General features: G+C 41.3%; 25 protein-coding genes and 2 pseudogenes. 6 read left to right on the top strand and 21 right to left on the bottom strand.

The window, feature by feature from the left end; translation table 11 throughout:
- Positions 1–65 precede the first annotated feature (65 nt).
- The gene (locus HDF25_RS15705) at positions 66–1,697 is read right to left on the bottom strand and encodes a dihydroxyacetone kinase subunit DhaK (RefSeq protein ID WP_184626403.1); all 1,632 of its coding nucleotides are present in this window, start codon (positions 1,695–1,697) and stop codon (positions 66–68) included.
- 172 nt (positions 1,698–1,869) lie between these two features.
- Here HDF25_RS15705 and HDF25_RS15710 point away from each other — a divergent pair, with 172 nt between their 5' ends.
- Complete coding sequence (locus HDF25_RS15710; RefSeq protein WP_184626404.1) at positions 1,870–2,634, top strand: methyltransferase domain-containing protein; 765 nt, start codon at positions 1,870–1,872, stop codon at positions 2,632–2,634.
- Here HDF25_RS15710 and HDF25_RS15715 read toward each other — a convergent pair.
- The gene (locus HDF25_RS15715) at positions 2,631–3,290 is read right to left on the bottom strand and encodes a PAS domain-containing protein (protein WP_184626405.1); all 660 of its coding nucleotides are present in this window, start codon (positions 3,288–3,290) and stop codon (positions 2,631–2,633) included. The two genes, HDF25_RS15710 and HDF25_RS15715, sit on opposite strands and share 4 nt — an antisense overlap.
- Positions 3,291–3,699: 409 nt before the next feature.
- On the opposite strand from HDF25_RS15715, the pseudogene HDF25_RS25855 reads away from it, so the two are divergent.
- The 3 genes and pseudogenes from HDF25_RS25855 (at position 3,700) to HDF25_RS15735 (ending at position 6,606) form a co-directional block, all read left to right on the top strand.
- Positions 3,700–4,455, top strand: a pseudogene (locus HDF25_RS25855) (DNA polymerase beta superfamily protein).
- The gene (locus HDF25_RS15730; RefSeq protein WP_184626407.1) at positions 4,452–5,546 is read left to right on the top strand and encodes a DNA polymerase beta superfamily protein; all 1,095 of its coding nucleotides are present in this window, start codon (positions 4,452–4,454) and stop codon (positions 5,544–5,546) included. The pseudogene HDF25_RS25855 and the gene HDF25_RS15730 overlap by 4 nt, the downstream one beginning before the upstream one ends.
- Before the next feature lie 100 nt (positions 5,547–5,646).
- Positions 5,647–6,606, top strand: a complete 960-nt coding sequence (locus HDF25_RS15735) for a hypothetical protein (protein ID WP_184626408.1) — start codon at positions 5,647–5,649, stop codon at positions 6,604–6,606.
- Between the two features lie 53 nt (positions 6,607–6,659).
- On the opposite strand, the gene HDF25_RS15740 is transcribed toward HDF25_RS15735, so the two are convergent.
- A complete protein-coding gene (locus HDF25_RS15740) occupies positions 6,660–7,031 on the bottom strand; it encodes a YrdB family protein (protein ID WP_184626409.1) in 372 nt (123 codons plus the stop codon).
- A gap of 55 nt (positions 7,032–7,086) precedes the next feature.
- Positions 7,087–7,920 carry a Rid family detoxifying hydrolase gene (locus tag HDF25_RS15745; protein ID WP_184626410.1) on the bottom strand — a complete coding sequence of 278 codons (834 nt, stop codon included), beginning with the start codon at positions 7,918–7,920 and terminating at the stop codon, positions 7,087–7,089.
- Between the two features lie 76 nt (positions 7,921–7,996).
- Between HDF25_RS15745 and HDF25_RS15750 the strand changes: the two genes are divergently transcribed.
- Both HDF25_RS15750 and HDF25_RS15755 read left to right on the top strand, forming a co-directional pair.
- Positions 7,997–8,872: a LysR family transcriptional regulator gene (locus HDF25_RS15750; protein ID WP_184626411.1), complete on the top strand. Its 876-nt coding sequence runs from the start codon at positions 7,997–7,999 to the stop codon at positions 8,870–8,872.
- A gap of 204 nt (positions 8,873–9,076) precedes the next feature.
- Positions 9,077–9,718 carry a DUF6266 family protein gene (locus HDF25_RS15755; RefSeq protein ID WP_184626412.1) on the top strand — a complete coding sequence of 214 codons (642 nt, stop codon included), beginning with the start codon at positions 9,077–9,079 and terminating at the stop codon, positions 9,716–9,718.
- 68 nt (positions 9,719–9,786) lie between these two features.
- Here HDF25_RS15755 and HDF25_RS15760 read toward each other — a convergent pair whose 3' ends face one another.
- From HDF25_RS15760 to HDF25_RS15840, 17 genes and pseudogenes are all read right to left on the bottom strand, one after another.
- A complete protein-coding gene (locus tag HDF25_RS15760) occupies positions 9,787–10,209 on the bottom strand; it encodes an SH3 domain-containing protein (protein WP_184626413.1) in 423 nt (140 codons plus the stop codon).
- Positions 10,210–10,217: 8 nt separating this feature from the next.
- On the bottom strand, positions 10,218–10,688 hold the full coding sequence (locus HDF25_RS15765; RefSeq protein ID WP_184626414.1) for a BON domain-containing protein: 471 nt from the start codon (positions 10,686–10,688) through the stop codon (positions 10,218–10,220).
- A 34-nt stretch (positions 10,689–10,722) separates the two neighbouring features.
- The gene (gene mgtE / locus HDF25_RS15770; RefSeq protein WP_184626416.1) at positions 10,723–12,108 is read right to left on the bottom strand and encodes a magnesium transporter; all 1,386 of its coding nucleotides are present in this window, start codon (positions 12,106–12,108) and stop codon (positions 10,723–10,725) included.
- 11 nt (positions 12,109–12,119) lie between these two features.
- Positions 12,120–12,386: a DUF3601 domain-containing protein gene (locus HDF25_RS15775; protein WP_184626418.1), complete on the bottom strand. Its 267-nt coding sequence runs from the start codon at positions 12,384–12,386 to the stop codon at positions 12,120–12,122.
- A gap of 115 nt (positions 12,387–12,501) precedes the next feature.
- Entirely contained in the window at positions 12,502–13,389 is an 888-nt protein-coding gene (locus HDF25_RS15780) for an AraC family transcriptional regulator (RefSeq protein ID WP_184626420.1), read from the bottom strand.
- Between the two features lie 11 nt (positions 13,390–13,400).
- Positions 13,401–15,434 (bottom strand): TonB-dependent receptor, encoded by a 2,034-nt coding sequence (locus HDF25_RS15785; protein ID WP_184626422.1) that lies wholly within the window; start codon positions 15,432–15,434, stop codon positions 13,401–13,403.
- Positions 15,422–16,285 (bottom strand): urea transporter, encoded by an 864-nt coding sequence (locus HDF25_RS15790; RefSeq protein WP_184626424.1) that lies wholly within the window; start codon positions 16,283–16,285, stop codon positions 15,422–15,424. Before HDF25_RS15790 ends, HDF25_RS15785 begins: the two co-directional genes overlap by 13 nt.
- Positions 16,286–16,300: 15 nt before the next feature.
- On the bottom strand, positions 16,301–16,999 hold the full coding sequence (locus tag HDF25_RS15795; RefSeq protein WP_184626426.1) for a hypothetical protein: 699 nt from the start codon (positions 16,997–16,999) through the stop codon (positions 16,301–16,303).
- Complete coding sequence (locus HDF25_RS15800; RefSeq protein ID WP_184626428.1) at positions 16,996–17,802, bottom strand: urease accessory protein UreD; 807 nt, start codon at positions 17,800–17,802, stop codon at positions 16,996–16,998. The genes HDF25_RS15795 and HDF25_RS15800 overlap by 4 nt, the downstream gene beginning before the upstream one ends.
- A gap of 6 nt (positions 17,803–17,808) precedes the next feature.
- Entirely contained in the window at positions 17,809–18,444 is a 636-nt protein-coding gene (gene ureG / locus HDF25_RS15805) for an urease accessory protein UreG (RefSeq protein WP_184626430.1), read from the bottom strand.
- A 27-nt stretch (positions 18,445–18,471) separates the two neighbouring features.
- Positions 18,472–19,161: an urease accessory protein UreF gene (locus tag HDF25_RS15810; RefSeq protein ID WP_184626432.1), complete on the bottom strand. Its 690-nt coding sequence runs from the start codon at positions 19,159–19,161 to the stop codon at positions 18,472–18,474.
- Between the two features lies 1 nt (position 19,162).
- On the bottom strand, positions 19,163–19,672 hold the full coding sequence (gene ureE, locus HDF25_RS15815; RefSeq protein WP_184626434.1) for an urease accessory protein UreE: 510 nt from the start codon (positions 19,670–19,672) through the stop codon (positions 19,163–19,165).
- Positions 19,673–19,684: 12 nt separating this feature from the next.
- Complete coding sequence (gene ureC / locus HDF25_RS15820; RefSeq protein WP_184626436.1) at positions 19,685–21,406, bottom strand: urease subunit alpha; 1,722 nt, start codon at positions 21,404–21,406, stop codon at positions 19,685–19,687.
- A gap of 107 nt (positions 21,407–21,513) precedes the next feature.
- Positions 21,514–21,813 (bottom strand): annotated as a pseudogene (gene ureB / locus HDF25_RS15825) (urease subunit beta); the annotation flags it as partial.
- Positions 21,814–21,828: 15 nt separating this feature from the next.
- Complete coding sequence (gene ureA, locus HDF25_RS15830; protein WP_184626440.1) at positions 21,829–22,131, bottom strand: urease subunit gamma; 303 nt, start codon at positions 22,129–22,131, stop codon at positions 21,829–21,831.
- A 131-nt stretch (positions 22,132–22,262) separates the two neighbouring features.
- Complete coding sequence (locus HDF25_RS15835; protein ID WP_184626442.1) at positions 22,263–22,631, bottom strand: hypothetical protein; 369 nt, start codon at positions 22,629–22,631, stop codon at positions 22,263–22,265.
- A 191-nt stretch (positions 22,632–22,822) separates the two neighbouring features.
- The gene (locus HDF25_RS15840; protein WP_184626444.1) at positions 22,823–24,106 is read right to left on the bottom strand and encodes a TolC family protein; all 1,284 of its coding nucleotides are present in this window, start codon (positions 24,104–24,106) and stop codon (positions 22,823–22,825) included.
- Positions 24,107–24,110 lie beyond the last annotated feature (4 nt).

A 24,110-nucleotide genomic window follows, 5' to 3' on the forward strand; every position in this document is an offset into this window, starting at 1 on the left:
ATCATTTTAACCAGCACACCAGTTAAAAAGAGCATCAGCAGAATTGCTGATGCTCTTTTTTTGAACTATGGCATCAACGAAGCTATTTTTTCGAAAACTCTCGCAATAACCTCAGCACCCGGATCAGGAATATCTTTCAAGACTGCCTCAGACAGGTAAGACGACCTCCCAAATTTAGTATTGGTAATCGTTTTGGTATATTCGGCCCCATGACGTGCCTGTAAGGCAGCGACAGCCAAAGATTCTTTTTTCGCCAGTGCCTCAAAACCAGGCTCCAAAGCATCAATCATGGTTCTGTCCCCTGCTTTGGCCCCACCATAATCCTTTACTTTCTGTAAGCCCGCTGAAAGCGCTTTACCCAGATCAGGATCCTTCGAATAGGTATTACCAGCGGCAGTGAACAAGATAGACAACAAGACCCCGCTTGATCCTCCGGCCTCTCTGGCCAGGACCCTGCCAATGGTCAGCAGTAATTTTCCTGTATCATTCAGTGGCAACTGATCAACCACCCCCGACAAACGTCTACCGGCAAGTGCAAATGTTGACCCTGCATCCCCGTCCCCGACCTTAGCATCCAATGCATTGATTTCCTTTTCTATGGCAACCAGTAAAGCACCCGTTTCCTGGATCAGCTGTTTCACCTGACTATTCGCAGAAGCTTCATATGGCATCGTCCCAGGTAATTCAGGACTGGCAACAGTTGCAGGTTTTTTAAAAGATTGTAACTGCCATGCCCGGGGTTCGGCAACGGCTAACAGTGCTTTTTCGATCTTTTCATCCAGCAACAACACCGAAACTGAAAAACCGCTCATATTGATGGATGACATCAAAGCCGCCGGACCTATCATATAATCAATCTTTGCAGCTAGTTTTGTCTTACTGAAAGCATTAACCAGTAAACTCATTTCAATAGGGCTAACACTCCCCATATTGTTAAAAATCATTGCATATCTGCCATTTTCAACTGATAATGCTCCCTCTAGTTTGTCTATAGCAAGAGCCATCAGCTGATCTGCCTTGTCATAAGCAATCACCTCAATACCAGGCTCTCCATGAATACCCAGTCCCAGTTCGGCCTGTTCATCTGTCAAACGGGATGTCGTTGCTTGTCCCAAATGCTGACATTCGGTAAGTGACAGCCCTATAGATGCCGTCCGGTCGATAACCTGTTGTGCAACGGCCGCAATTTCATCCAGTGAGCGGCCTTCCTCTGCCAACTGTCCCGCAATTTTATGTACAAATAGTGTTCCCGCAAGACCACGTTTCTTCACTTCCTGTCCTAAAGCAACATCATCATCCACCGTTACTGTTTTCACTTCATAACCCAAAGCACGCGCCTGCTCTGCCGCCAATCCGAAATTAAGACGGTCTCCGGTATAATTTTTAATGATTAACAAACAGCCCCTAGGCCCTGTAGCAGCTAAAATAGCTGACAATACTGCATCTACAGTGGGTGAAGCAAATATGTCCCCACAAACCGCAGCAGTCAGCATTCCTCTCCCAACAAATCCTGCATGTGCCGGTTCATGCCCCGAACCTCCACCGGAGATCACTGCCACTTTTGATTTGTCCCAGTCTTTACGAATAACTACACGTACTTCAGGAAAGGAATCTAATTTGGCTAATCTGGGATCGGTCAGGAGTCCGTCTATGGCTTCATTTACAATCTGATCGGTTTCATTTATAAAAAATTTCATATTATAATTATTTTTTGTCCTGTTAATTATCTATTCAGATGATCATTTCACAAGATACCGAAAAGATCCGCCCAGAGGCTTTTCAGATCATTAGGATAATGTCAAATTTTGTGTCCCAGCATAAGAAACAATATCAGGATCAATAATGTTGTTATATAAATCAATAATTCATATGGCCTGGAATCCTGATGTCTATAACAAGTTCAAACAAGAACGTTTTGGTCCTTTTTACGACTTAATCAAATTAGTAAAAGTCAAACCTGATTTAAAAGTAATCGATCTGGGTTGCGGTACCGGTGAACTAACCCGAAAACTGGCAGATGCTTTACCTGATCCTACAGTGTTAGGTATAGATTCTTCACAGGAAATGCTCAATGATGCCGCCGCATTTCAGAATAAACAGGTTAGCTTCCTCAAAAGAGGTATAGAAGAACAACTAAGTTCAAATGAACATTGGGACCTGATATTTTCGAATGCAGCCATTCAATGGCTGGGTAATCATGAAAGCTTGTTTCCAGAAATAATTTCCAAAGTGAATCCTGGCGGCCAGCTTGTTGTTCAGGTACCTTCTAACCATCATCACTTTACCCATACTTCCCTGATCAGCCTGGCCTCAACAAAACCATTTGCCGAGGCCTTTAATGGATATACACGAAGTTCACCGGTACTGGGCATTGAAAATTATGCTGAATTATTTTTTCAACATGGAGGAACAGAAATAACTGTTTTTGAAAAAATCTACCCCCATGTTTTAAAAGATGCGGATGCTTTATTTGACTGGGTTTCCGGCACCGCCATGATTCCTTATGTGGAGAGACTACCGCCAGCTATCAGGCAGGAATTTATAACAGCATATAAAGAAGGATTAAGACATGAATTTAAAGGATCTCCTGTATTTTATCCTTTCAAAAGGACAATTATGGCAGCTACCTTCTAGTCTTTTTTATTTCCGACTACGACCACTCCGGATATCTTTCCTGCCGCATCTCTTAATGGTGTATAACTAAAACAGATCCCATCGTTTTCAACTGCATAGGATACACCATTATGAAAAACATGCTGAAGCTCCCTGATGCCTAGTTTTTTGTTGTCATTCCATAAATTCAACATTCTGTCATTTACAATTTGTACGATAAAACTATCGCCCTTAAATACTGCCATTGCTACGGGTGCTGACATCACCAGTGCACGCAGATTCGGCTCTGATTCTTCTAACCCTAATTTGCTCATCTCTCTTTCACCTACATCTACACTCACTACAAAAACTGCTCTGACCTTATTATTTTTATCAAAAATTGGCGTCAGACTATAATCGATAAAGATAGTTTCCAACTTATCATTGGCCCTGAGATAGACCTTTGCCCCGCTTTCCTTATATGGCTTTCCTGTCCGGATCACATTATTCAGTATTTCAGGATAAGGTTGTTCTGCAACTTCAGGCATAAATTCCAGCAACCTTGTCCCCAGTATACTTTTTTCACGTTTTAACAGTTGCAGCATTGCAGGGTTTACCAGATCCAGTTTTAAACTACGTGCTTCAAAAACAGCCATCGCAACCGGGGCGTTATTAAATAAATTAATATATTTTCTCATAAACTACAAACGGGATAATTACCTGATGCCTAAGTTCATCAGGCTTAATAAAGATTCCTATTTAAATCCATTTAACAAAATTTATACGAGGTAAAACAGCTTTTATAAAAACAATATTCTTCACTCTTTCTTTAATCGCCGTCTAGGCTAAAAAGCTCTGGTTCATATCGTTATTGCGGTTTTTGCAATTTTCTATCAGAAATTGTACTACTCAATTATCAAAAAAGACATGAAATGCTTCAAAATTATTACAAATCAGGTCTGGTAAAAACCCACGCTAACATTCTGATTTCAGATTAATCCGAGTAACACACATCATTTAGTTTATTTTTTCCGAAAAATATTCAAGCTACGCAATTGCACTGCGCAGTTAATAATTTACTTTGTACGAAGCCTAAATATTAAACAGATGACTGAAACAATTAAACAAAAACTAACTGAGCTTGAACAAACTCATCAGATAAAGATATTATACGCCTGTGAATCAGGCAGCCGTGCCTGGGGATTTCCTTCTCCTGACAGCGATTTTGACGTACGTTTCATCTATACCCGGGCTATCAATGACTATTTAAATATCAAAGAGGTTCATGATGTCATAGAATTACCTGTTAATGAAGTCCTGGATATCTGTGGCTGGGATATCAAAAAATCATTGAATCTGTTTCATAGATCTAACAGTCCTTTATAAGAATGGCTGCAATCCCCTATTGTCTATCAAGAAGATAGTGCTTTTGCAGGGGAGTTACGAAAACTGATGCCATTATATTATATCAACAGGTCTGGTGCCAATCATTATCTATCGATAACCTATAATACGCTGACCAATGATTTACAAAGTGATGAAGTAAAATTAAAACGTTATTTCTATGCTCTACGTTCCCTGCTGGCTGGCTTATGGATCGTAGAAAAACAAGATCTCCCGCCAATGGAGTTCCACATACTGCTTGATTTGGTTACTGATTTCTCTGTCCGGCAGGATATCAATGAATTAATGGAAATCAAAAAGACAGCAGACGAAAAGACACGCATTCCTAAAAGAAAAACACTAAATGACTGGTTAGCACATACGATGGAAAACTGTAAAGAAAAAATAGCCGGGCTCTCTGCGGAGAAACAACAGGCTGAAGAATTAAACCTAATATTCAGAAAATATCTCTTGTCATGACATACAATCAGTTAAAACAGCAGAAACAGCATCTTTTACTGGATTGTATCAGCGGCAGTACGGCTTATAACCTAAACATACCAGGATCGGATATTGACAAAAAAGGGATATTTGTTCTGCCGCAGACCGAATTATATGGCTTTAATTACCAGGAACAGCTATCAAATCCGAGTCAGGATGAGGTGTATTTTGAGATCGGACGTTTTTTGGATTTATTAACTAAAAATAATCCAAACATCCTTGAATTACTGAATACCCCAGGGGAATTCGTTTTGTACAGACACCCTTTAATGGATCTGGTCAGACCTGATGAATTCTTATCCAAACTCTGTTTAGATACTTTTGCCGGATATGCACACAATCAGGTCAAAAAAGCCAGAGGGCTAAATAAAAAGATCAATAAACCAACGGCCGGGGAGCGAAAATCAATCATTGACTTTTGCCATGTGATCTATAAAGACCTGAGTATCCCACTCGCAGACTTCTTAAAGGAAAAGAGGTATAGCCAACAAGACTGCGGTCTGACCAATCTTGCTCATTTCAAGGATTCTTATCTGTTATTTCATCAACATCAGCTGTCGGATAACAGCAACTTTTCAGGAATCATTTCCGGACCACAGTCACAGGATGTACAATTAAGTCGTGTGCCTAAAGGCCTGGAATCCCTGGCTGTAATGAACTTCAATAAGGATGGCTATTCAACTTACTGCCGCGAATACCGGGAGTATAAAGATTGGGAAGAAAACCGTAATCAGCTTCGTTATAGCGGTACGATAGCACATGGTAAAAATTATGATGCGAAAAATATGATGCATACTTTTCGCCTGCTGAATATGGCTGAAGAGATCGCTGTAAATCATCAGGTGATTGTCCATCGGAAAGACCGCGATTTTCTACTGAAAATCCGCAATGGAGAATTTGAATTTGACACTTTATTAAAACTGATCAGTGAAAAACTCGAACATATCACTGAATTATATCAGTCTTCCTCTCTACCGGATCGGCCTGATATAAAAAAGACAGAAAGTTTATTGGTTCAGCTCAGGAGCGAATTTTATGAAGAGTATAATTACGGATCATTATCAAAATAGTATCATTTTGATAATGATCCGGTTACACTGCTTCACCGATTTATTTTCTGTTTTATAAGTAAAAAAATATCTTTATAGAATTAATCAACCCTATTGAAAAATGAAATCAATATTTACCTACATTTCCTGCTGTTTAATCTTACTTACAGTAGTTTCATCCTGTACCAGCAGGGCCAGTAAAATCGATGCCGGAGACGGTGCCAGCAAAGGCACTGCCGAAAGTGCCAGTCGCATTATTGAATATACCAATTTAATTGTGGACATGTCGAACAGCCATAATACTTATCTGAAAAGTATACTTGGAAATACAGACCGGATTGAAAGTGGATTGAAAAATCCCGACAAAAGATTTGCTTTCGTGGGAATAATCCCTCCCCATCTTTTCACAACGTCGATCCGGAGTACTTCGGGGATTACTATAGATAAACCCGTTGATGAATTGGGAAAAGATGACCAGGCCTATTTTATGACTGAAATAGCCCGGTACAAGTTAACTTTTAAAAAGCTAAATGACAGTTATCAGCAATTAGACGATTATCTAAAAGCACAGGACTATAAAGATGATAAAAGCATTAAAGGTTATGCTTTGATAGACACGGTCAGAAACACGGCAAAAAACCTCTACGAACAAAAAGTAGCCATGATGAAACGTGTAAATGTAATAGCGGATGCTGCAGAAATGGTTGTCCTGAAAAGCAGCCCGCTGAAAGACTATATCCTGGCTATGAAGACTGATATGAAAAACATCAGGAATTTCGTTGACATGCTCGCGAATGATGGCAGGAACTATACAAAGATCAGTGCACAGGCACAGGCTAATTACAAAGCTCTGGAAGCCTCACAAGCTAAAAATGCTGCGTTAAATCCTGATAACGCCAAAAAGGCAAATAAAGAAAGTGAGTATAAACGTTTTTATGATGGTTTTCATGAGCTGTTATTACACACAAAAAAAACATTACGGGATGCAGGTGAAAAAGGTACACTAACAGCTGCTGATATCGAGGGCCTGGACCGTGATTATGATGGTCTGATCAGAAATTACAATTACTTCAATCAGTAAGATACCAGCTTTAAAACGGATGTTCTTTTTTGCTCACGAAGAACATCCGTTTTTCAGGATTGTTTCAATAGCCATTTGATTCTTTCGTACGAAACCACATAGTGCGCAAAAACGATTACCGAAAAAATATTCGCCACCAGCGGCCCTATACTCCCGTGAATAAACCAGAACCCCAAAGCAAAGAAAAACAGTTCGATAACCAGTCTGGTCCACCCTGGCACAGCAACAACAGTTTTCCCCGAGCGGCTGGGATCATGAGGTACTGCAAATATTCCCCAGACTGCTGCCAAAATCAGTGGCAGAAAAATTGCCCATAAGTATCTGCTCCATTCTCCGCTGGTTACCCAACCCCAGTAAACGGCAGCAAACAGAACTGTTAATTCCAATAGAAAGCGTAAAGCCAGATTGACGGGATGGTAACTCATTTCAGATTTATTTCCACCCAAATTACAAATCTATTTTTTAATATAAAACGGTTTATTAACGACTGGCTTCTAATTGTTTACCTAACCCTTCCCTGTCTATCTGAATCCAGTATTCTGCTATTTTACCATGTTCTAACCGATAAACTGCACTTGCAATTTCCACCAGTGTTTTCCCAGTAGAAGGATGACCATCTATCGTTCCAAGATGTTTTCCGGTTTGTTTCCAGCGGGCATATACTTTATCATCACTGGCTATTAATTCAGTAATTTCAAAAGAGAAATTTCCATATAAAGCGAGGAACTCTCTGATATGTGCAGCGTAATCCTGTGGTGTCCTTTTGACAGCAGTCTCTTCTTCGGCATTCATCTGGTGGGCCAACACTGTATCAGCCATAAATTTCACTGCCTGATCTGGATGTTTACCAGAGCGTACCACTTCCAGAAATTGCCTGACCATTTCTTTATTTTCTAAGGTCAGATACTGCTTTTTCAAGGCTATTGCCGCAATTTCTATATTTGCTTTTGAGGGAAGATCAGCTACAGCGATGCAAACTCTTGCAGGAAAACCCTCCTTAAAAAATGAACTGTAGACTTTATTCGTCACAGGATAATTATCCATATTCTTGAGGTAAACAGTTACATTCACCAAATCAGCAAAACCAAGCCCCTGTTCCCTGAGTAACTGATCAATGTTTTTCATGACCTGATTCACTTCGGCTTCAAAGCTGTCATCGACCAACTTTCCTGTACGATTGTCCTGACCAATCTGTCCAGATATAAATACTAATTCATTTGTCTGTTTTACTTTGCTGTAAGGTAGCTTTTCTTTCTGCTGTGCCATCGTAGAGATAGAGGAGATTAATAAAAGGGTGAATACTATACTTTTCATCCTTACAAAATTACCGGAAGCATTTAATACTGAAAATACTATTTTTGTCAAACATTAATACCAAAATAGTATTACTATGGATTTGAGGCATCTGAATTATTTTCTTGTTTTAGCAGAAGAATTACATTTTGGAAGAGCGGCTGAGCGATTACATATTTCACAGCCTCCTTTAAGCAGGATGATCCAGCAAATAGAAAACGACCTGGGTGTATTACTCTTTGAAAGAACAAAAAGAAGTGTCATCCTTACTCCTGCCGGCTCTGATTTCCTACAGGAAGCGAAACAAATGATTTCGCAGATGCAAGCTGTAAAAAAACGCCTGGCAATCTACGGGAAAGGTGAAACGGGTACTTTAAGGATTGGCTACGTAGGTGCGGTGATGCACAGCAAACTCCCTTCATTATTAGCAGATTTCAGCAAAGGCCTGCCCTATATTAATCTCCGGTTTGAGGAACTACCGAATCATAATCTAGTCCATGAATTAAATAACGGGACGCTGGATGTCGCTTTCGTCAGAACCTGGCTGCACCCCGAAAAACTAGAAGAAAATCTGATCCTAACAGAACCATTTATAGCGGTTTTACCTGTAGCTCATGCTTTAGCACAGCAGCAAAGGATAGCAATCGAGGACTTAAAACAAGAGACTTTCATCACATTTTCCCGTGAATGCGGCCCGACTATATTTGATAGTTTCCTCGCTCTGTGTTCAAATGCAGGATTTAGTCCGCAGATCTCTCATTATGCCTCACAGTTAAATTCAGTACTAAGACTTGTAGAAAGTGGTTTTGGCATTTCTCTGCTACCCGAACATGTAGAACAAGGATATCAACTGAATTTAAAATTTATCCCCCTTGAAAATACAGAAGAAACTGTTCCGCTGATTATGCTGCACAGAAAGGAAAATCCAAATCCTGCTTTGTTGCATTTAAAAAACCACCTGTTTCAACCCTAATAGTAAGTACTAGTCTGCTTGTTCAAGTCTGCTTTCGTTCGGAGATCGTTCGGAGATTGTTCGGAGATTGTTCGGAGTACCTTCGAACTGAGCTGAACAATATATGAACCAAACAAGAATTAATTATCAAACAAGTTACAATCTATTCAAAATGAATGATTATATTGTATATACTGAAATATTAATCATTTAAAGGAAATTATTATGGCAAAAGCAGATGATGGCCTTTTTGGGGGCCTGAGAGGAAGTATCAGAAATCTGGTGTTCTATAAATATATGGGACAGCCTTGTGTAAAAACGAAACCTCAACTCAAAAAAAAAGGGTCGAGAACGCTTCCACAACAAGCTCAGAACAATAAATTAAAATTATTAAGTCCATTCTTAACCTCGGTTAAATCATTCCTCAGCATCGGATTTGAATTTAAAGCAAAGGAGCAGAACAAAACAGCAAATAATCAGGCTACATCTATCAATCTGCTGAATGGGATTAAGGGCATATATCCAGATCAGGAAATCAACTGGAATGAAATATATGTAGCCGATGGAGACCTTGCCAGGCCAGAAAATGTACAGGTGACAATGACAGCTGACTCTTTTCAGTTTAACTGGGAGCGCACTACCGGATCAGAGGACGACAGGAGTATGATATTAGTATACTGTCATGATAATAATGAATCTCATTTCAGCTTCAGTGGCGCAAGAAGAGCAGAATTAAAGGATGTATTTACTTTAAGATCCAGGTATATAGCAGGTAAAACATTTGAAGTATTTATCGCCTTTAAAAACATTATCAGTAATGAAGTGTCCAGAAGTGTTTATTGTGGCAGACATGCGTACCAACCTTAAAATAAAAGCGCGGTGCTCCGGTTCTGAAAGACGAACCGGAGCACCGCGCTTAAATAAATTTACTCTTTTTATGCCTGAGGCTCCAGGTACTGCGCATAACAATAGCCTTCTTCCCCATCATTGGTACGCACCAGCCACCATAAATCATTACTTCTGTTAACCAATGTAATCACTTCATCATGAGCAGCTTTTCCAACGATAGGCTGATCAGTTCCTGGTCCTTTACGGATATTCAGGTTACTGCTGTCAGTAATCACTTTAGCATGGGTTACCGCAGCATCAACAGCTACGTTTACATTTAAAACCAGATCACCGGAAGCAAAATTCGGGTCAATCTGATTGTAAATATCCCAAAGTTTATCTTTCGTAGCACCATCCGCAGCGGTTCCGTCTACATACAATATTCCATCCTGCTCACGAACAGCCAGGTCAGAAATCCCTGCTGCAGTTGCAGCATCAGTCAGTGCTTTATATTTATCTTCTAATGCCATAATTCAGCTTATTTTACAATTAATTGGTTGTCGATTTTTTTAGGTTTCAGCGCAGAAAGCTGCTGCATTAATTTAATCAGTGATGTTTTGTTGATTGTTCCTGTTAGCGTAACTACACCATCCTTAATGGCAGTTTTAACTGTTGGAAAATCTTTAGTTGCATCAGCTACATTTTTAACCAGTGTAGCATCTTCGGCAATCACTACCGGTACTACAGCTACAGCAGGTTTAACGGTAATATTATTCACTACCGATTTTACCCCTTTTTCTGCCTTAGCGATTACTTCGGCTTTAGCTTTAGCTGCATCATCAGCAACTTCACCAGTTAAAGTAACTTCACCTTTAGCGACAGCCACACTGATTTCGCTGGCTTCTTTAGCTTTCACAGCTGTTTCTATGTCCGCGTCTTTAGGGGCACAGCTTGCAAGAAACAGCGTTGCGACTACCGCCGCGCTCATTAATAGTTTTGTTGTTTTCATTTTTTCGGGGTTATGTTGGTTTTAAATATTAGTACTATAACAAAGTTCCCTTCAAAAAGATTGCTGCAATGCTAAAATAAATTACCAGCCCCGTCACATCGACTAAAGTGGCGACAAATGGTGCTGAAGAAGTTGCCGGATCTATCTTACATTTTTTTAAAACCATAGGAACCATAGAACCACTTAATGTACCCCACATGACAATACCAATTAAGGAGAAAAAGATCGTTATGGCCAGTAATAACCAGTGAATCCCGTAATCATACCAATGCAGGTTCTGCCAGATCGCAATCCGGATAAAACCTATCGCACCCAGGATGATCCCCAATACCAGACCCGATAGAATTTCCCTGCGCATAACGTACCACCAGTCTTTCAGGTTCAGCTCTTTTAAAGCCATTGCCCTGATGATCAGCGTGGCTGCCTGCGACCCACTATTCCCCCCGCTGGAAATAATCAGCGGAACAAACAGGGCCAGAACCACTGCCTTTGATATTTCCCCGTCAAAATACCCCATGGCAGTAGCAGTGAGCATCTCTCCTAAAAACAGGATGATCAGCCAGCCCGCCCTTTTTTTCAGTAAGGAGAAGAAAGGTGTTTTGACATAAGGAAAATCCAGTTCTTCGATACCCCCGAATTTTTGAATTTCAGCGGTATCCTTCTGTTCAGCGACATCCATCACATCATCAATAGTGACTACGCCTAATAAAATGTTCTCCTCACTGATTACAGGCAATACTACCCGGTCATATTCTTTAAATTTCTGTACTGCATCTTCTATGGTATCGGTAATTTTTAAACTGGTACAAAAACCATCCGCGATCTCCATAATTTTTTTTGACCGCTCGTTCAGCACCAGGCGCCGTACAGGAATATCATCCAGCAATTTCCCTTCATCATCTACGACGTAAATAACGTTGGCTGCTTCACTATCTTTATGAAACAGACGCAGGTGTTCACTGGCCTCTGCAATGGTCATGGTTGCATCCACCGTAGCAAAATCGGTATTGATGATCCTCGCTACACTTTTACGGGAATAACCCAGTGTACGTTCTACTGCATTTCTGTTCTCTTCATTCAGATATTCGAGAAAACGGGACCTTTCCAGCCCTTTGGAAGCTGCATAAAAGATAGTCCTGTCATCTGATTTCAGCTTGTTCAACAGATAGGAAGCCCTCTCTGCTGATATGCTTTTAATAATCTTTTTCTGAAGCTGCACATCCAGGTAAGGCCAGACATTAACCTGCTGGTCTGCATCAAATGTATTATAGGCGACAATAGCATTTTCTGTCGGGATTGACGTAAATAACCTGGCTACTTCAGACGGGTGGATATAACCAGACTGATGAGTAGGTTTAAATAAATCAGAAAAATCGCCGGACAGTAATCTTTTCCTTACTTCGTTAAAAGAGAAATTCATTAGATATGGGTTTAAGGTAGTTCATTGGTCAGTTCGGCAACATAGTCTTCAAAATCCCGGATAATCCCGGCCTGTTCTTCTTCTCTCCACTGAAATCTGTAAATCTGGTCATGCCCATTTTCAATTACATGAAGTGTTAACCCATCTTCATAAGGCAAAAAAGCCGTTTTATTAAAAATCCATGTCTCACCAATATGATGGGTGATATAATCATAATCCACAAATGATCTGATCACCTGGTACCTTTTTCCATTTTTCAAGTTATTTATATCTCCCATAAACGTTAATAAATGAATTAACTGATGACGTATCCTAAACAGATTGAAATTCAACACAATTTATAGATTGACAAAGACATCAACAAAATAATATTTATTTAATTTAAAAGGTGGATCAGGTACTACCTGTCAGTTGCGCCCTGAAGACTGAAGGCGTACATCCTTTGACTTTTTTAAATACCCTGCTGAAATAAGAAGCAGACTGATAATTCAACTGATAAGCTATTTCAGCAATCTCCATAGTCATGTCCTGTAGTAACAGCTGACTATGGAGGATACTTATTTCGTTAATCCATTGTTTAGGAGGCTTTCCGGTCGTTTCTTTAACGCATTTGTTCAGGTAGGTTTCTGATAAGGCCATCTTCTTTGCATAATACAACACATCCCGGTTTGTCATATGATCATGCTGAACGTGCTCCCGGAACAAATAGGAAATTTCAATACTTCTTGTAATTGCATAAGGTTTATAAGGACTCTGGTGAATAATTTTAAGCAGCACAGAAGTAAAAAGTGAAGTACATATTTCAGGAAGACAATTACTATCCTGTATTTCTGCTTCCAGGAGCAGAAATACATTGGACACCCAGCGGATTACTTTTTCAGATAAATTGATAAAGGGAGCCGTAAAAAAGAAATTCAGCTCCGTTTTATTCAGGGCAATATCAGAAATAATTTCATTTTCATAGATCACATAAAATCCACTGATATCTTCCGAAAGTTCCAGCGTCCGGGTTATACTCCCCTGTTTAATATTCAATACCTGACCAGCACCGACGGTATAATCCTCTGTTCCTAATTGCTGACCTATATATCCTCCGGTCACCAGGATCAGAAAATTAAATGAAGTCCGGTAAGGAGGTACCGGAATAACAATATCCTTTAAATAATCTTCAATTCTGTAGAGTTGAAGATTTGATTGATTATGCAATACCTGTTCAGTTACTTCGGGAAGAAACTGACGTTTGTATTCGTAATTGGTAATCAGTTTCACAACGTGACTCATCCTATAAAAAATTAAAATTTCACTGTGACACCCGCTTTGATATAAAATGGAGTCCCTGGAGTAAACGTCAGTTGTTCAACGCCCGCTGATGGTTCTCCATGAAGCCTGGTCGTTTCTGCAAACATCGCTTCATTCCAGTTGACATCAAACAAATTTTGCACCTGAATATTAAATGCCCATGATTTCTTTTCGTACCCCAGTAATAAATCATTGACAAAATATCCATTCGCTACGATGCTGTTATCTTGCGTAGCAGGCCTGTTATGCATATAGCGATAACGTAGATTTGCAGAAAGCCCATTTTTCAATTGAACACCTATCCCTCCTGTACTGGTAAAAGTAGGCGCCAGTTCCACATAATTGTTACCAACAGGCTTACCTACCAGTCTTGGATCTGCATAATTACCGTCTGCATCCAGGTACAACCAGTGTAAAGGCTGATAACGTAAAGCCAGATCAAAACCATATCTGCGGGTTGGGCCTACTGCACTGGTTCCATAACTGTCTCCATTCCATACATATTCATTGCTCAGATAAGTATACCAGAGAATCGGCTGGATAACAAGGTCTTTAACTGGTTTAAGCAGAATACCAAGATCTGTACCAGCCGACCAGGGCAAAGTATTTACTCCTTTTTGCAGGATGACATCACGCATATCATTGGAATGAAATCCAAAACCAGTTTTCAGATAAAGTTGTGTATTGGCATCAATATTATAAAAGACATTGAATTTAGGGCTTACTCTTATCTTTTGATAGCCCTGTATTCCGTTGCGGGTATCCAGTTTATCAAAATAATTAAAGTTAAACCAATCTGCACGCAGCCCCGGGTTAATCATCCATTTCCCGATCATCCATTCGGCAGAGGTAAAAACATTGACATTCGTTTCTGTGCCGTTGCCCCAGGCTAAACGCTCATTTAAGGTATCTCTTGCTGTGACATAACTCAGTCCAAGATCGTGGATGACGTCAGTCCGGAAACCACCTCCTGCCTGCCAGATAAGGCTGCTGGTTCCAAATTCAAACCTTTTACTGTATTTATGGTTCATCCCGTAAACATCCCGGTTATCAAACTGATGGATTTCATCACCCTTATCCGGATGCACCAGATAAAATGTAAAATCTGAATACAGGTTAAATTTATAGCGGGAATAATAGAAGCTGCTCTCCCAGTTTTGCTGGTCATCGATTTTATACCGGTAGTTTAGCAATAGATTGGTACGGGATGTATTTCCACCTTCGGTCGTATCAATTGAATCAAATCTGCCGATAATCCCTTCAGTAACGGCACGTTCAGGTATCTGACCGGAAGCATTCCAGCTGGAGCTAAAAGTGGATGCCTGGATGTTGATATAAGATTTTTCATTAATCTGCTGATTAAATTTACCAAAGAGATTAAACCTGTTAAAGTTTTGTTTCACCTGAAACGGACCGTTTGTGAAATTATACTCACCGGCAATATAAGCGTTACGTTGATGCTGATCACCAGGAAGAAGATTAAAAATACCTGCTGTACGCAGGGTATTAAAATTTCCACCTTCCAATTTAATCATGCTGTTACTGACCTGGTCATAGGTATGAAAATCAACATAACCTGAAGTATTAAAATCACCCTTATCTGCATAATAGGCACCTTTTCCGAAGGTAATATTATCAATAGTCTCCGGAATTAAAAAATGGAGGTCTGAATAACCCTGTCCATGCGCATGGCTTACCATATTAACCGGTATTCCGTCTGCGCTGATCGCAATATCAGTACCGTGATCGTTATCAAAACCTCTGAGAAAGATCTGTTCTGCTTTACCCCCGCCTGCATGCTGCGCAATAAACAGTCCGGGAACCTTACGTAACAAATCTTGTGCAGTATTTGCCGGAACCCTGGTCAGGTCAATCTTCATCAACTGGCTTTCGGCAGTTTTGGAAGTGATAATCACATCTTTCAGCAGAATACCTGCCGGCTGTAAGCTAACCTGTGCATGGATTGTCTGTGTAAATATTAACAATAGAAAACCAGTACAGGCAGCTAGATATTTTATTTTTCCCATTTAGTCGGTAGTAGTTTTTGAAGTGTCAGAGTAATCCAGCTGGCAGCTACAAAAGGAAAGGTTAACACAGCATAATTCATTTTGAGCATCATGATTTCGATCAGTACGGACAGGATCACAGCAAACAATACAAAGAAACCTCCCGCTGGTCTTTCCTCTGCAAAGGTTATCGCGCATAAAACGGCATTGAAACTAAACAAGCCCATATGTATATCCTGCGCCGGTTCGCCAAATCTAATAGAAATAAATGCACTTAGCAATGCGGCCACAGCACCATACAACGCAGCCACTGGCCTGCTGATAAATACAGCGAGGAAAAAGATAATACCTGCGATTTCGCTTCCCTGAAAGATAACTTCACCAAATCCGCGTGCCGGAGTAGTCAGCTCATCACTGTCAGGAAAAACGGTAGTCATCGCTAATGAATCCGGGACCACATAAACATGATGAAAAAGATAAAGCATTGACCAGCTAACCAGGATAAAGGGAAAAGTAAACCCAGGCAGTTTCTTTTGTATCAGCGCATGCTGAATAACTGTTGCGATTGCTGCCCCGGCAATAATAGCCAGCCATATTACCGGTACCGGTTTAAAGTAAAATGTTAGCGCAACCCCAACCAAGGCTGCACTGAAGCCATAGAGCCCCTGCTCTGTTTCGGCCTGATCATAGTTTAATAATTTAGCAGTCAGTGTACCAGTCAATACGGCTAGCAGAGCTGCGATCCCCGCTAGGTACGACCCATAAGCTATTCCTGCCAGAAAGAGTGCTCCTGTCCAGCCATTCGGCTGCAACATAATCTGTCCGATACCGCGAAAAACTGCACGGCCGGATCCAAAAGTCTTTGCGTTCATAATTTTGATTAAATTTTACCAGCCTAAAAAGACCATTCCTATCCCACAAACAGTTACTACAGCTCCGCCAATCGCATGGACATAACGTTCCAGTTTTTCTGTGTTCAGAAAGGAATAACCATAAATGCCCAGCAATACCATCCCCAGCATCGTAAGCACAGTACTGATGGTAAACACAGTAATCAGCACGACGATTTCCGGAACTGACCGCTTAGCCCCTGAATAGAATAAAAGTGGGATTAACGGCTCACTGGGACCCATGACAAAAATGGCAAACAGCACTAATGGAGTTACCTTTACTTTATTTCCCGGCATCACTATTTCTCCATGCTGATGCGTGTACACATAAACTTCTTCACCCATAACATCAAAGTGTTTATGCGGTTTATTGATCAATGCCTGTCTTAATCCGTATAACAGATAAATCAGACCAAAGGCTAGTAATGCCCAGCCGGACACATTCCCCCTTATATCCTGTAACCAGGAGATTTTATTCAGCTGCCAGCCTAAAAAAACACCTGCCAGACCCAGGATCACAGAACTGAGTACATGCCCCAGGCCGCAGGTAATTGTCAGGAAGATAGTTTTCACTTTACTCCATTTACGGGAACGCGACAATACAATAAAAGGCAGGTAATGATCCGGACCTGATGCCGTATGAAAAAAACTGATCGTAATGGCTGTAAGTGCTAATGCAATTAAAGTAGAAGTCATATTTTTAAAGTTATCAGGTCACCTTGCAGCTCCCATAAATAGTGCTGTACCTTTTGAAAACAGTTGTATAACTGCTCGCCGCCATGACCTAAAATGCGCAAAACAAATCCCTTTTGCTGTAAGGCTGAAATACCAAAAATCACATCCTGTTCTAAACTAACACTAGAGAAGAAGTGCTCAATCACCTCATTTACAGAATATCCTTTCGTATGCAAATAAATTAAAGTCCCCTGATGTGTATATTCTTCGAGCAGTCCGGTCGAGGTTAAGGGCATCATTGCCGGTTGCAACAATACATTATCTTTCATGATCAGGCGTTCGTGATGGTAGATCTCAGTCAGGTTCTGGAAATGTCTGTATTTGAATACTTCACCATGATGTTTACGGCCACAGGTAATAATTTCACTCATCAGCAGCTCACAATCATCCTCCAGGTAAACCTTATTGATACTGGTGAAAAATGAATTTTCATGCGGTACTACCGGATGTGGTACATAAAAGAAAGAGCTCCCTTTTTCGAGCTGAACTTCCAGGTGCTGGGTAGCGCTGTTTTCCATATTATAAAGCCGCTGATAAGACTGTGACTGCAATTGTAATCTTGCCCTTTCCTGAACATGAATATCGATCTGGTATTCATCCCCGCTCAATATCCCCGGAGAAGAACTCATGATCATTAAATATGCAGCCTGATCTGATTGATGCTGGCCTACCGGAACTACACGAAAAGGCGGAGTGACAAAAACATCTTTCAGGTAGGATCGTCCGTTTTTTTCTTCAACGGTGAGGTTAAGTGAACAAATCATAAATGCTTATCTGGTGAGTTGCGGTTCTTCTACATCTTCCAGCAGCGCATATTTTTTAATCCAGCCGATGACTTCATCCAGGCCTTCCATGGCGATCAGATTAGAAAAGATAAACGGCGCACCTTTACGCATTCTGCGGGCATCATTTTCCATCACCTCGAGACTAGCACCTACATGGGGCGCCAGATCGATTTTATTGATCAGCAGTAAATCTGAACGGGTAATACCCGGGCCTCCCTTACGCGGGATCTTTTCACCACCGGCCACATCAATCACAAAAATAGTGACATCTGCCAGGTCGGGACTGAATGTTGCCGAAAGATTATCCCCCCCGCTTTCTATCAGGATCAGCTCAATATCCGGAAAACGATTAACCAGTTCGTCTATCGCTTCCAGGTTCATGCTGGCATCTTCCCTGATGGCAGTATGCGGACATCCACCTGTTTCAACGCCGATAATCCGCTCAGTAGCCAGCAGGCTGTTTTTAGCCATAAACTCTGCGTCTTCTTTGGTATAAATATCATTGGTGATTACTGCCAGATTGTACTGATCCATCATTCTGCGGCTTAATCTTTCCAGTAATGCGGTTTTGCCAGAACCTACCGGCCCGGCTACACCTATCTTTACATATTTTCTTTCCATTTGTTCTGTTTTAAAATTTGAATAGGATCAGGACATATACAGTCTTGAATACAATCTTTCATGCTGCATACACCGGATGTCAAAAGCGATGCTGCATAAACCAACCAGACTGCGGTCGAGCGACAGACTTTCTGCAACCAGCTGCTTTAACAGCGGCTGAAGCTCAAAAAGAATATCCTGCCCGTCCAGCTGCCCCAGTGGTACCAGCTTGACACTATTGGTAATCATACCAATAGCCGCATTATAATAAAATGCAAATAACGCTTCGGCCAGCGGTAAGCCTAAAAGCTGGGCATACGCACCAAATACAATGCAGTAATGTGCCTCGGCACTTTTCTCCGCAATCGCTTTTTCATAAAGTGTAATTAAAGGGAATACCTTTTGCCTTCTGAAGATCTTAATTAGTCTGAGCCCCAGTTTCTGACTAGCCTGCCGGATTTCCATCGCTGACTTTAATGCAGTACACTCCTGATCAAGCCGGACAATACAACCGATATCATTTTGCGCAGCGGCTTCAAAAGCAAGTTTCATAAAAGCCGCATCATTGTATTTGATGTTATGGGCCAGCATATTGGTGACATATAGTTTAGCCGATGCTGCATTACAGACTATCCCCTGCTGCACATAGGTCTCCAGACCACCGGAATGGCTATAACCGCCAATGGGTAATGTAGGATCGGCCAGATGCAGTAAACTCCCTAAAAAATTAAGTTCCATATTATTCTTTTGTCGATGCCAGGTTCAGAATTTTTGTAAACAGCGAAGTACCCTCCCGGCCATGTCCATGAGGTTCTACATTTGATTTCAATAAATGAAACAGCTTCACCAACTGCTTTTCGGGCTGGTAACCACTTGCCTCCAGCCAGCGGAACATGGGCATTTCAAAAGGCATCATAACCTGATTATCCTGTATAAATAAGGGCATATGTTTATTGCCGATCTCATAACACACAGTACCCATTTCCAATAAGGTAGCGGGACTGATCACAATGGCTTCGCAGGGTTTGATATCCACCAGGACAACTTTGCTATGATCCAGATAAAGGATATCATCCTGTCTTAACCGCTGTCCTTCCCTGACAAACCTGATGGCGATCTCCATACCAGCCGCTGTCTTTTTCCGCTGGATCCGCCTGGTAGTCTCGTACCACTCGAGCTCAAGAAGGTCAATTTCCAGACCTTCAATAGGATAACTATTTTTGTTTCCGATAATTTCCTGTATGATCATAGTTCTTCTATTTTAAAAAAGGAAATAACGTTGTCCTAAGGCTACCTCATCAATGGGTTCACATGTTATCTTTTCACCATCTACTCTGACCTCATAATTCTCTGGATCAACTGTGATTTCTGGTAAAGCATCATTGTGGATCATATCCCGTTTAGAGATATTACGGCAGTTAACCACTGGCAGTAAGGTCTTCTCCAAACCATACTCCGCTGCAATACCGTTATCCAGGGATACTTTAGAGACAAAAGTAAATGCCGATTTAGTCAGCGCCCTGCCATAAGCGCCAAACATATTGCGCATAATTACTGGCTGAGGAGTTGGTATGGAAGCATTGGCATCCCCCATTTTACTGGCAATGATCATCCCGCCTTTGATAATCATTTCGGGTTTAACCCCAAAAAACGCTGGTTTCCAGATCACCAGATCGGCAATCTTACCAGGTTCCAGTGAACCTACATAATCCGAAATACCATGTGCAATCGCCGGGTTAATGGTGTATTTGGCTACATACCGTTTAGCCCGGTAATTGTCATTTTCATTTTTCGCATCCTGCGGCAGGTAACTCCGTTGTTTTTTCATTTTATCGGCTGTTTGCCAGGTTCTGATAATGACTTCCCCGACACGGCCCATAGCTTGTGAATCAGAACTCATGATACTGAATACACCCAGATCCTGTAAAATATCTTCCGCTGCAATCGTTTCCGGCCGGATACGGGAATCGGCAAAAGCCACATCTTCCGGAATATTTTTACTCAGGTGATGACAAACCATCAGCATATCAAGATGCTCATCTATAGTATTTTTAGTATAAGGTCTTGTAGGATTTGTTGAGGCAGGAAGTACATTAGGATACATGGCAGCCTTGATGATATCCGGCGCATGTCCGCCACCAGCACCTTCGGTATGGAAAGTGTGAATGACCCTTCCATTAATTGCTTTAATGGTGTCTTCCAGAAAACCTGCTTCATTGAGTGTATCGGTATGGATCGCCACCTGTACATCGTATTTATCAGCTATATTCAATGAGGCATCAATGGTTGCCGGTGTAGCACCCCAGTCTTCATGGATTTTTAACCCTAAAGCCCCTGCTTCTATCTGCTCGGCCAGGGGTGCTTCTGTCGCACAGTTACCTTTACCAAAGAAACCTACATTTACAGGAAAAGCTTCTGCGGCTTGCAACATCCTTTTGATATTCCATTTTCCAGGGGTAACAGTGGTTGCATTGGTTCCGTCAGCCGGGCCGGTCCCACCACCGATCATTGTGGTAATTCCACTGTATAATGCAGTTTCTATTTGTGTAGGACTGATAAAGTGAATATGGGTATCTATTCCTCCGGCAGTAACAATATAACCTGCACCACCATGTACTTCAGTAGAAGCACCTATAATCATATTGGGAGAAATCCCATCTGTGGTATCCGGGTTCCCGGCACAGCCAATTCCGACAATCTTTCCGTCTTTAATCCCGATATCGGCCTTGACAATGCCCCAGTGTTCAATAATAACAACCCCGGTAATAGCCATATCCAGTACCCCCTGGTCCCTGAGTGCTGTAGAGGACTGACACATGCCATCACGAACTGTTTTACCTCCGCCAAACTTGGCTTCATCGCCCTGACTGGAATGATCTGCCTCTATCTCTATAATTATCTCTGTATCACCAAGACGTATTTTATCGCCTGTAGTGGGGCCAAATATATTCGTGTAGTTTTTCCTGTTGATTTTCAAACTCATGTTCGTAGATTTTAAAATTATTGCTAAACCTGGCTGTCAGATTCATCTTTAAACTGATTTTCCGCCAGTTTTTGCATCGCAGCGGCCTTATTTTGTGGAAGTGTCGTATCGCCATTGACCAGATTGTTATGGCCATAAATATGACGTGTACCACCGAATTCCACGAGTTCTATTTCTTTAGCTTCGCCAGGCTCAAAACGTACAGCGGTGCTAGCAATAATATTGAGGCGCTTACCAAATGCTTTTTCACGATCGAAGGACATCGCCTTGTTAACTTCAAAAAAATGGAAATGTGAACCTACCTGAATGGGCCGGTCTCCGGTATTGGTTACTTTTAATTTAACGGTTTGACGACCTGCATTACAGATCAGGTCACCTTCTTTGACAAAAAATTCTCCTGGTATCATAAGGAAACATTAAGGTTAACGGATCGGATTATGGACGGTCACCAGTTTGGTCCCATCCGGAAAAGTGGCTTCTATCTGGATGTCATGGATCATCTCAGGAATACCTGTCATCACATCATCGCGGGTTAGCAAAGTGGCACCATATTGCATGAGTTCTGCAACTGACTTCCCATCCCGGGCTGCTTCCATTAACTCACCGCTGATGTAAGCTATAGCTTCAGGATAGTTTAGTTTCAGGCCACGGGCCCGGCGCTTCGCAGCCAGCTCACCGGCCAGATGCAGCAATAATTTTTCTGTTTCTCTAGGAGTTAAATGCATAAATTTTATTTAATTTACTATATATAAGGAAGATACAAATCAGATTATTTGAAATCAATAGCAAGCGCATGCATGTCAATCCTGATCAACAGGAAGACAGACAGCCTCAATGATTATTGATCAAAGAGGTATTAGCAGGAAGGAATACGTAAATTACGATGCAGGATATACCTGGGCGTCGTATAGGCAGCAGAAATTTCCTTTTCCCTAAGTGGGTTCAGCGTTATAGCCGAAGGTTCTGCAAATAAATGGTGAAGAAGAAATAATAACCCGGGATCAGGAAAAAAGGACAGGTCTTTAGCCCCCTGTTCTTTATAGTCATCATCTTCCCTGTCCAGAAGGTACTGATTGTCGGCTGTCAGAGAAGCCGGCAGTCCGAAGTGTTTACTGGCTAATTGCAGGCCAGCCTTTTCCTGATGCTGAATCCGTACCGGCAACGTATGATCTCCCTGACCTGTAAGGACAAAGATAATCGCGATGAATAGTATTCGGATAAACATTTTCATTTTCAGGATGAGATCAATTCGGTTTCCTCAACAATGTTTTATTGTCAAGCAAAATTATGTCCCCAGGTCCTTGCGTTATAGTACAAATCACGAATATGCTGTTAACTATCACGCTTTTTAAATAGTAAACAGCCGACCCGACCGGATTCGGCCGGGCCAGCCTGTTTACGCGTCTAGACTAACCATTATCTGATGTCCCAAATCCCCGCAGCACGCTCTAATTCAATCAGTGCGGCTGCATAATTGGATTGTGATTCATAAAATCCCTGTTGTACTTCGTTATAGGTTCTTTGTGCGTTCAGCACCTCCAGTAATGAAGTTTCACCACGTTTATAACTGTATATTTTGGCATTTAGTATCTTTTTGGCTTCTGCAAGCAAACCATTTTTATACTGCTGAACCTGTTTTTGTGCAGCCATATAGTTAAAATAGGCTTGTGTCACTTCAACCTGTATTTGCTGTAAAACCTGTTCATACTGTACTCCAGCCTGTTTAATGGTATAACGAGCTGCTTTCAGGTCTCCTTTATAATGATTGGAGAATTTTAACGGAACGCTAAAACCCGCATTAAAAGTACGATGATAAGGCGTGGGCGCTTCTTCATTGGTCGAAACCCCGTTAAACTGCAAACCTGCATTAATTCCCAGGTCAATTGTCCTGTTTGCTTTAACTAAAGCCAGGTTCCGGTCGGCTACAGTTTTACTGTTCAGTGCAGCGACTGCGTCGGCCCGGGTTTCCTGCGCAATACTGATCAGGTTCTGGTAATTCAGCTCTCTTTCCAGATTTTCGAAATCCCCGCCTGGGATCAGTAAAGAATCAGGATGTTTTTTGCCCATGTAAGAACTTAGTTTCACGAGCGAATTTTTCCAGTCGGCCTCATTCTGGAAAACGCCATTTTGTAAATTATTGGCTTCCAGTCTCGACTGTCTGGAATCTGTTTCAGTAATCACCCCTAATTTATAACGGATGGCATCTGCATCGGCTAATTGCTTCATTGTCTGATAAGAATACTGCTGTACCTGAAGTAGATAATGCTGTCCTATTGCACTGAAATAGGCTATTGCGGCATCTGCTCTTAAGTTTCTCAGGTAATCGAGCAATAATGATTTACTCAGTTCAGTTTCGCTTTTAGCTAACTTTATCCTGGCATTTCTTTTACCTCCCAGCTCAATGGTCGTTCCAAGGCCAAGGGTTACTCCCTGACCAAGGTGTAGTTTAGCATCCTGGTTATCAAATGCACCGAATGAAAATTCCGGATCAGGAAAAATCTTCGCGGTTTCAATTCCTGCTTCGGCTATGTTTACATTATACTGCTCAGCAGCATAGCCCAAATTCTCTTTACCTACCCGGCTGAGATATTGCGTCACAGATATTTTTGATTTTAAAGAAAGCGTGTCTACCTGTGCCTTTGTAGTAAAGACAGAACCTGTCATTAACAACAGGGACAAAATATATTTATTGAGGTACATATGT

Source organism: Pedobacter cryoconitis (assembly GCF_014207135.1).
GTDB lineage: Bacteria > Bacteroidota > Bacteroidia > Sphingobacteriales > Sphingobacteriaceae > Pedobacter > Pedobacter cryoconitis_D.

Bases quoted from the DNA above. Each gene is read 5' to 3' on its own strand.
- HDF25_RS15715 (WP_184626405.1), bottom strand. From the start codon at position 3,290: ATGAGAAAATATATTAATTTATTTAATAACGCCCCGGTTGCGATGGCT.
- HDF25_RS15795 (WP_184626426.1), bottom strand. From the start codon at position 16,999: ATGACTTCTACTTTAATTGCATTAGCACTTACAGCCATTACGATCAGT.
- HDF25_RS15735 (WP_184626408.1), top strand. From the start codon at position 5,647: ATGAAATCAATATTTACCTACATTTCCTGCTGTTTAATCTTACTTACA.
- mgtE (WP_184626416.1), bottom strand. From the start codon at position 12,108: ATGAATTTCTCTTTTAACGAAGTAAGGAAAAGATTACTGTCCGGCGAT.
- HDF25_RS15760 (WP_184626413.1), bottom strand. From the start codon at position 10,209: ATGGCATTAGAAGATAAATATAAAGCACTGACTGATGCTGCAACTGCA.
- HDF25_RS15740 (WP_184626409.1), bottom strand. From the start codon at position 7,031: ATGAGTTACCATCCCGTCAATCTGGCTTTACGCTTTCTATTGGAATTA.
- HDF25_RS15785 (WP_184626422.1), bottom strand. From the start codon at position 15,434: ATGGGAAAAATAAAATATCTAGCTGCCTGTACTGGTTTTCTATTGTTA.
- HDF25_RS15745 (WP_184626410.1), bottom strand. From the start codon at position 7,920: ATGAAAAGTATAGTATTCACCCTTTTATTAATCTCCTCTATCTCTACG.
- ureA (WP_184626440.1), bottom strand. From the start codon at position 22,131: ATGCATTTAACTCCTAGAGAAACAGAAAAATTATTGCTGCATCTGGCC.
- ureG (WP_184626430.1), bottom strand. From the start codon at position 18,444: ATGGAAAGAAAATATGTAAAGATAGGTGTAGCCGGGCCGGTAGGTTCT.
- ureE (WP_184626434.1), bottom strand. From the start codon at position 19,672: ATGATCATACAGGAAATTATCGGAAACAAAAATAGTTATCCTATTGAA.
- HDF25_RS15750 (WP_184626411.1), top strand. From the start codon at position 7,997: ATGGATTTGAGGCATCTGAATTATTTTCTTGTTTTAGCAGAAGAATTA.
- HDF25_RS15775 (WP_184626418.1), bottom strand. From the start codon at position 12,386: ATGGGAGATATAAATAACTTGAAAAATGGAAAAAGGTACCAGGTGATC.
- HDF25_RS15710 (WP_184626404.1), top strand. From the start codon at position 1,870: ATGGCCTGGAATCCTGATGTCTATAACAAGTTCAAACAAGAACGTTTT.
- HDF25_RS15730 (WP_184626407.1), top strand. From the start codon at position 4,452: ATGACATACAATCAGTTAAAACAGCAGAAACAGCATCTTTTACTGGAT.
- HDF25_RS15835 (WP_184626442.1), bottom strand. From the start codon at position 22,631: ATGTTTATCCGAATACTATTCATCGCGATTATCTTTGTCCTTACAGGT.
- HDF25_RS15780 (WP_184626420.1), bottom strand. From the start codon at position 13,389: ATGAGTCACGTTGTGAAACTGATTACCAATTACGAATACAAACGTCAG.
- HDF25_RS15765 (WP_184626414.1), bottom strand. From the start codon at position 10,688: ATGAAAACAACAAAACTATTAATGAGCGCGGCGGTAGTCGCAACGCTG.
- ureC (WP_184626436.1), bottom strand. From the start codon at position 21,406: ATGAGTTTGAAAATCAACAGGAAAAACTACACGAATATATTTGGCCCC.
- HDF25_RS15705 (WP_184626403.1), bottom strand. From the start codon at position 1,697: ATGAAATTTTTTATAAATGAAACCGATCAGATTGTAAATGAAGCCATA.
- HDF25_RS15810 (WP_184626432.1), bottom strand. From the start codon at position 19,161: ATGGAACTTAATTTTTTAGGGAGTTTACTGCATCTGGCCGATCCTACA.
- HDF25_RS15790 (WP_184626424.1), bottom strand. From the start codon at position 16,285: ATGAACGCAAAGACTTTTGGATCCGGCCGTGCAGTTTTTCGCGGTATC.
- HDF25_RS15800 (WP_184626428.1), bottom strand. From the start codon at position 17,802: ATGATTTGTTCACTTAACCTCACCGTTGAAGAAAAAAACGGACGATCC.
- HDF25_RS15755 (WP_184626412.1), top strand. From the start codon at position 9,077: ATGGCAAAAGCAGATGATGGCCTTTTTGGGGGCCTGAGAGGAAGTATC.
- HDF25_RS15840 (WP_184626444.1), bottom strand. From the start codon at position 24,106: ATGTACCTCAATAAATATATTTTGTCCCTGTTGTTAATGACAGGTTCT.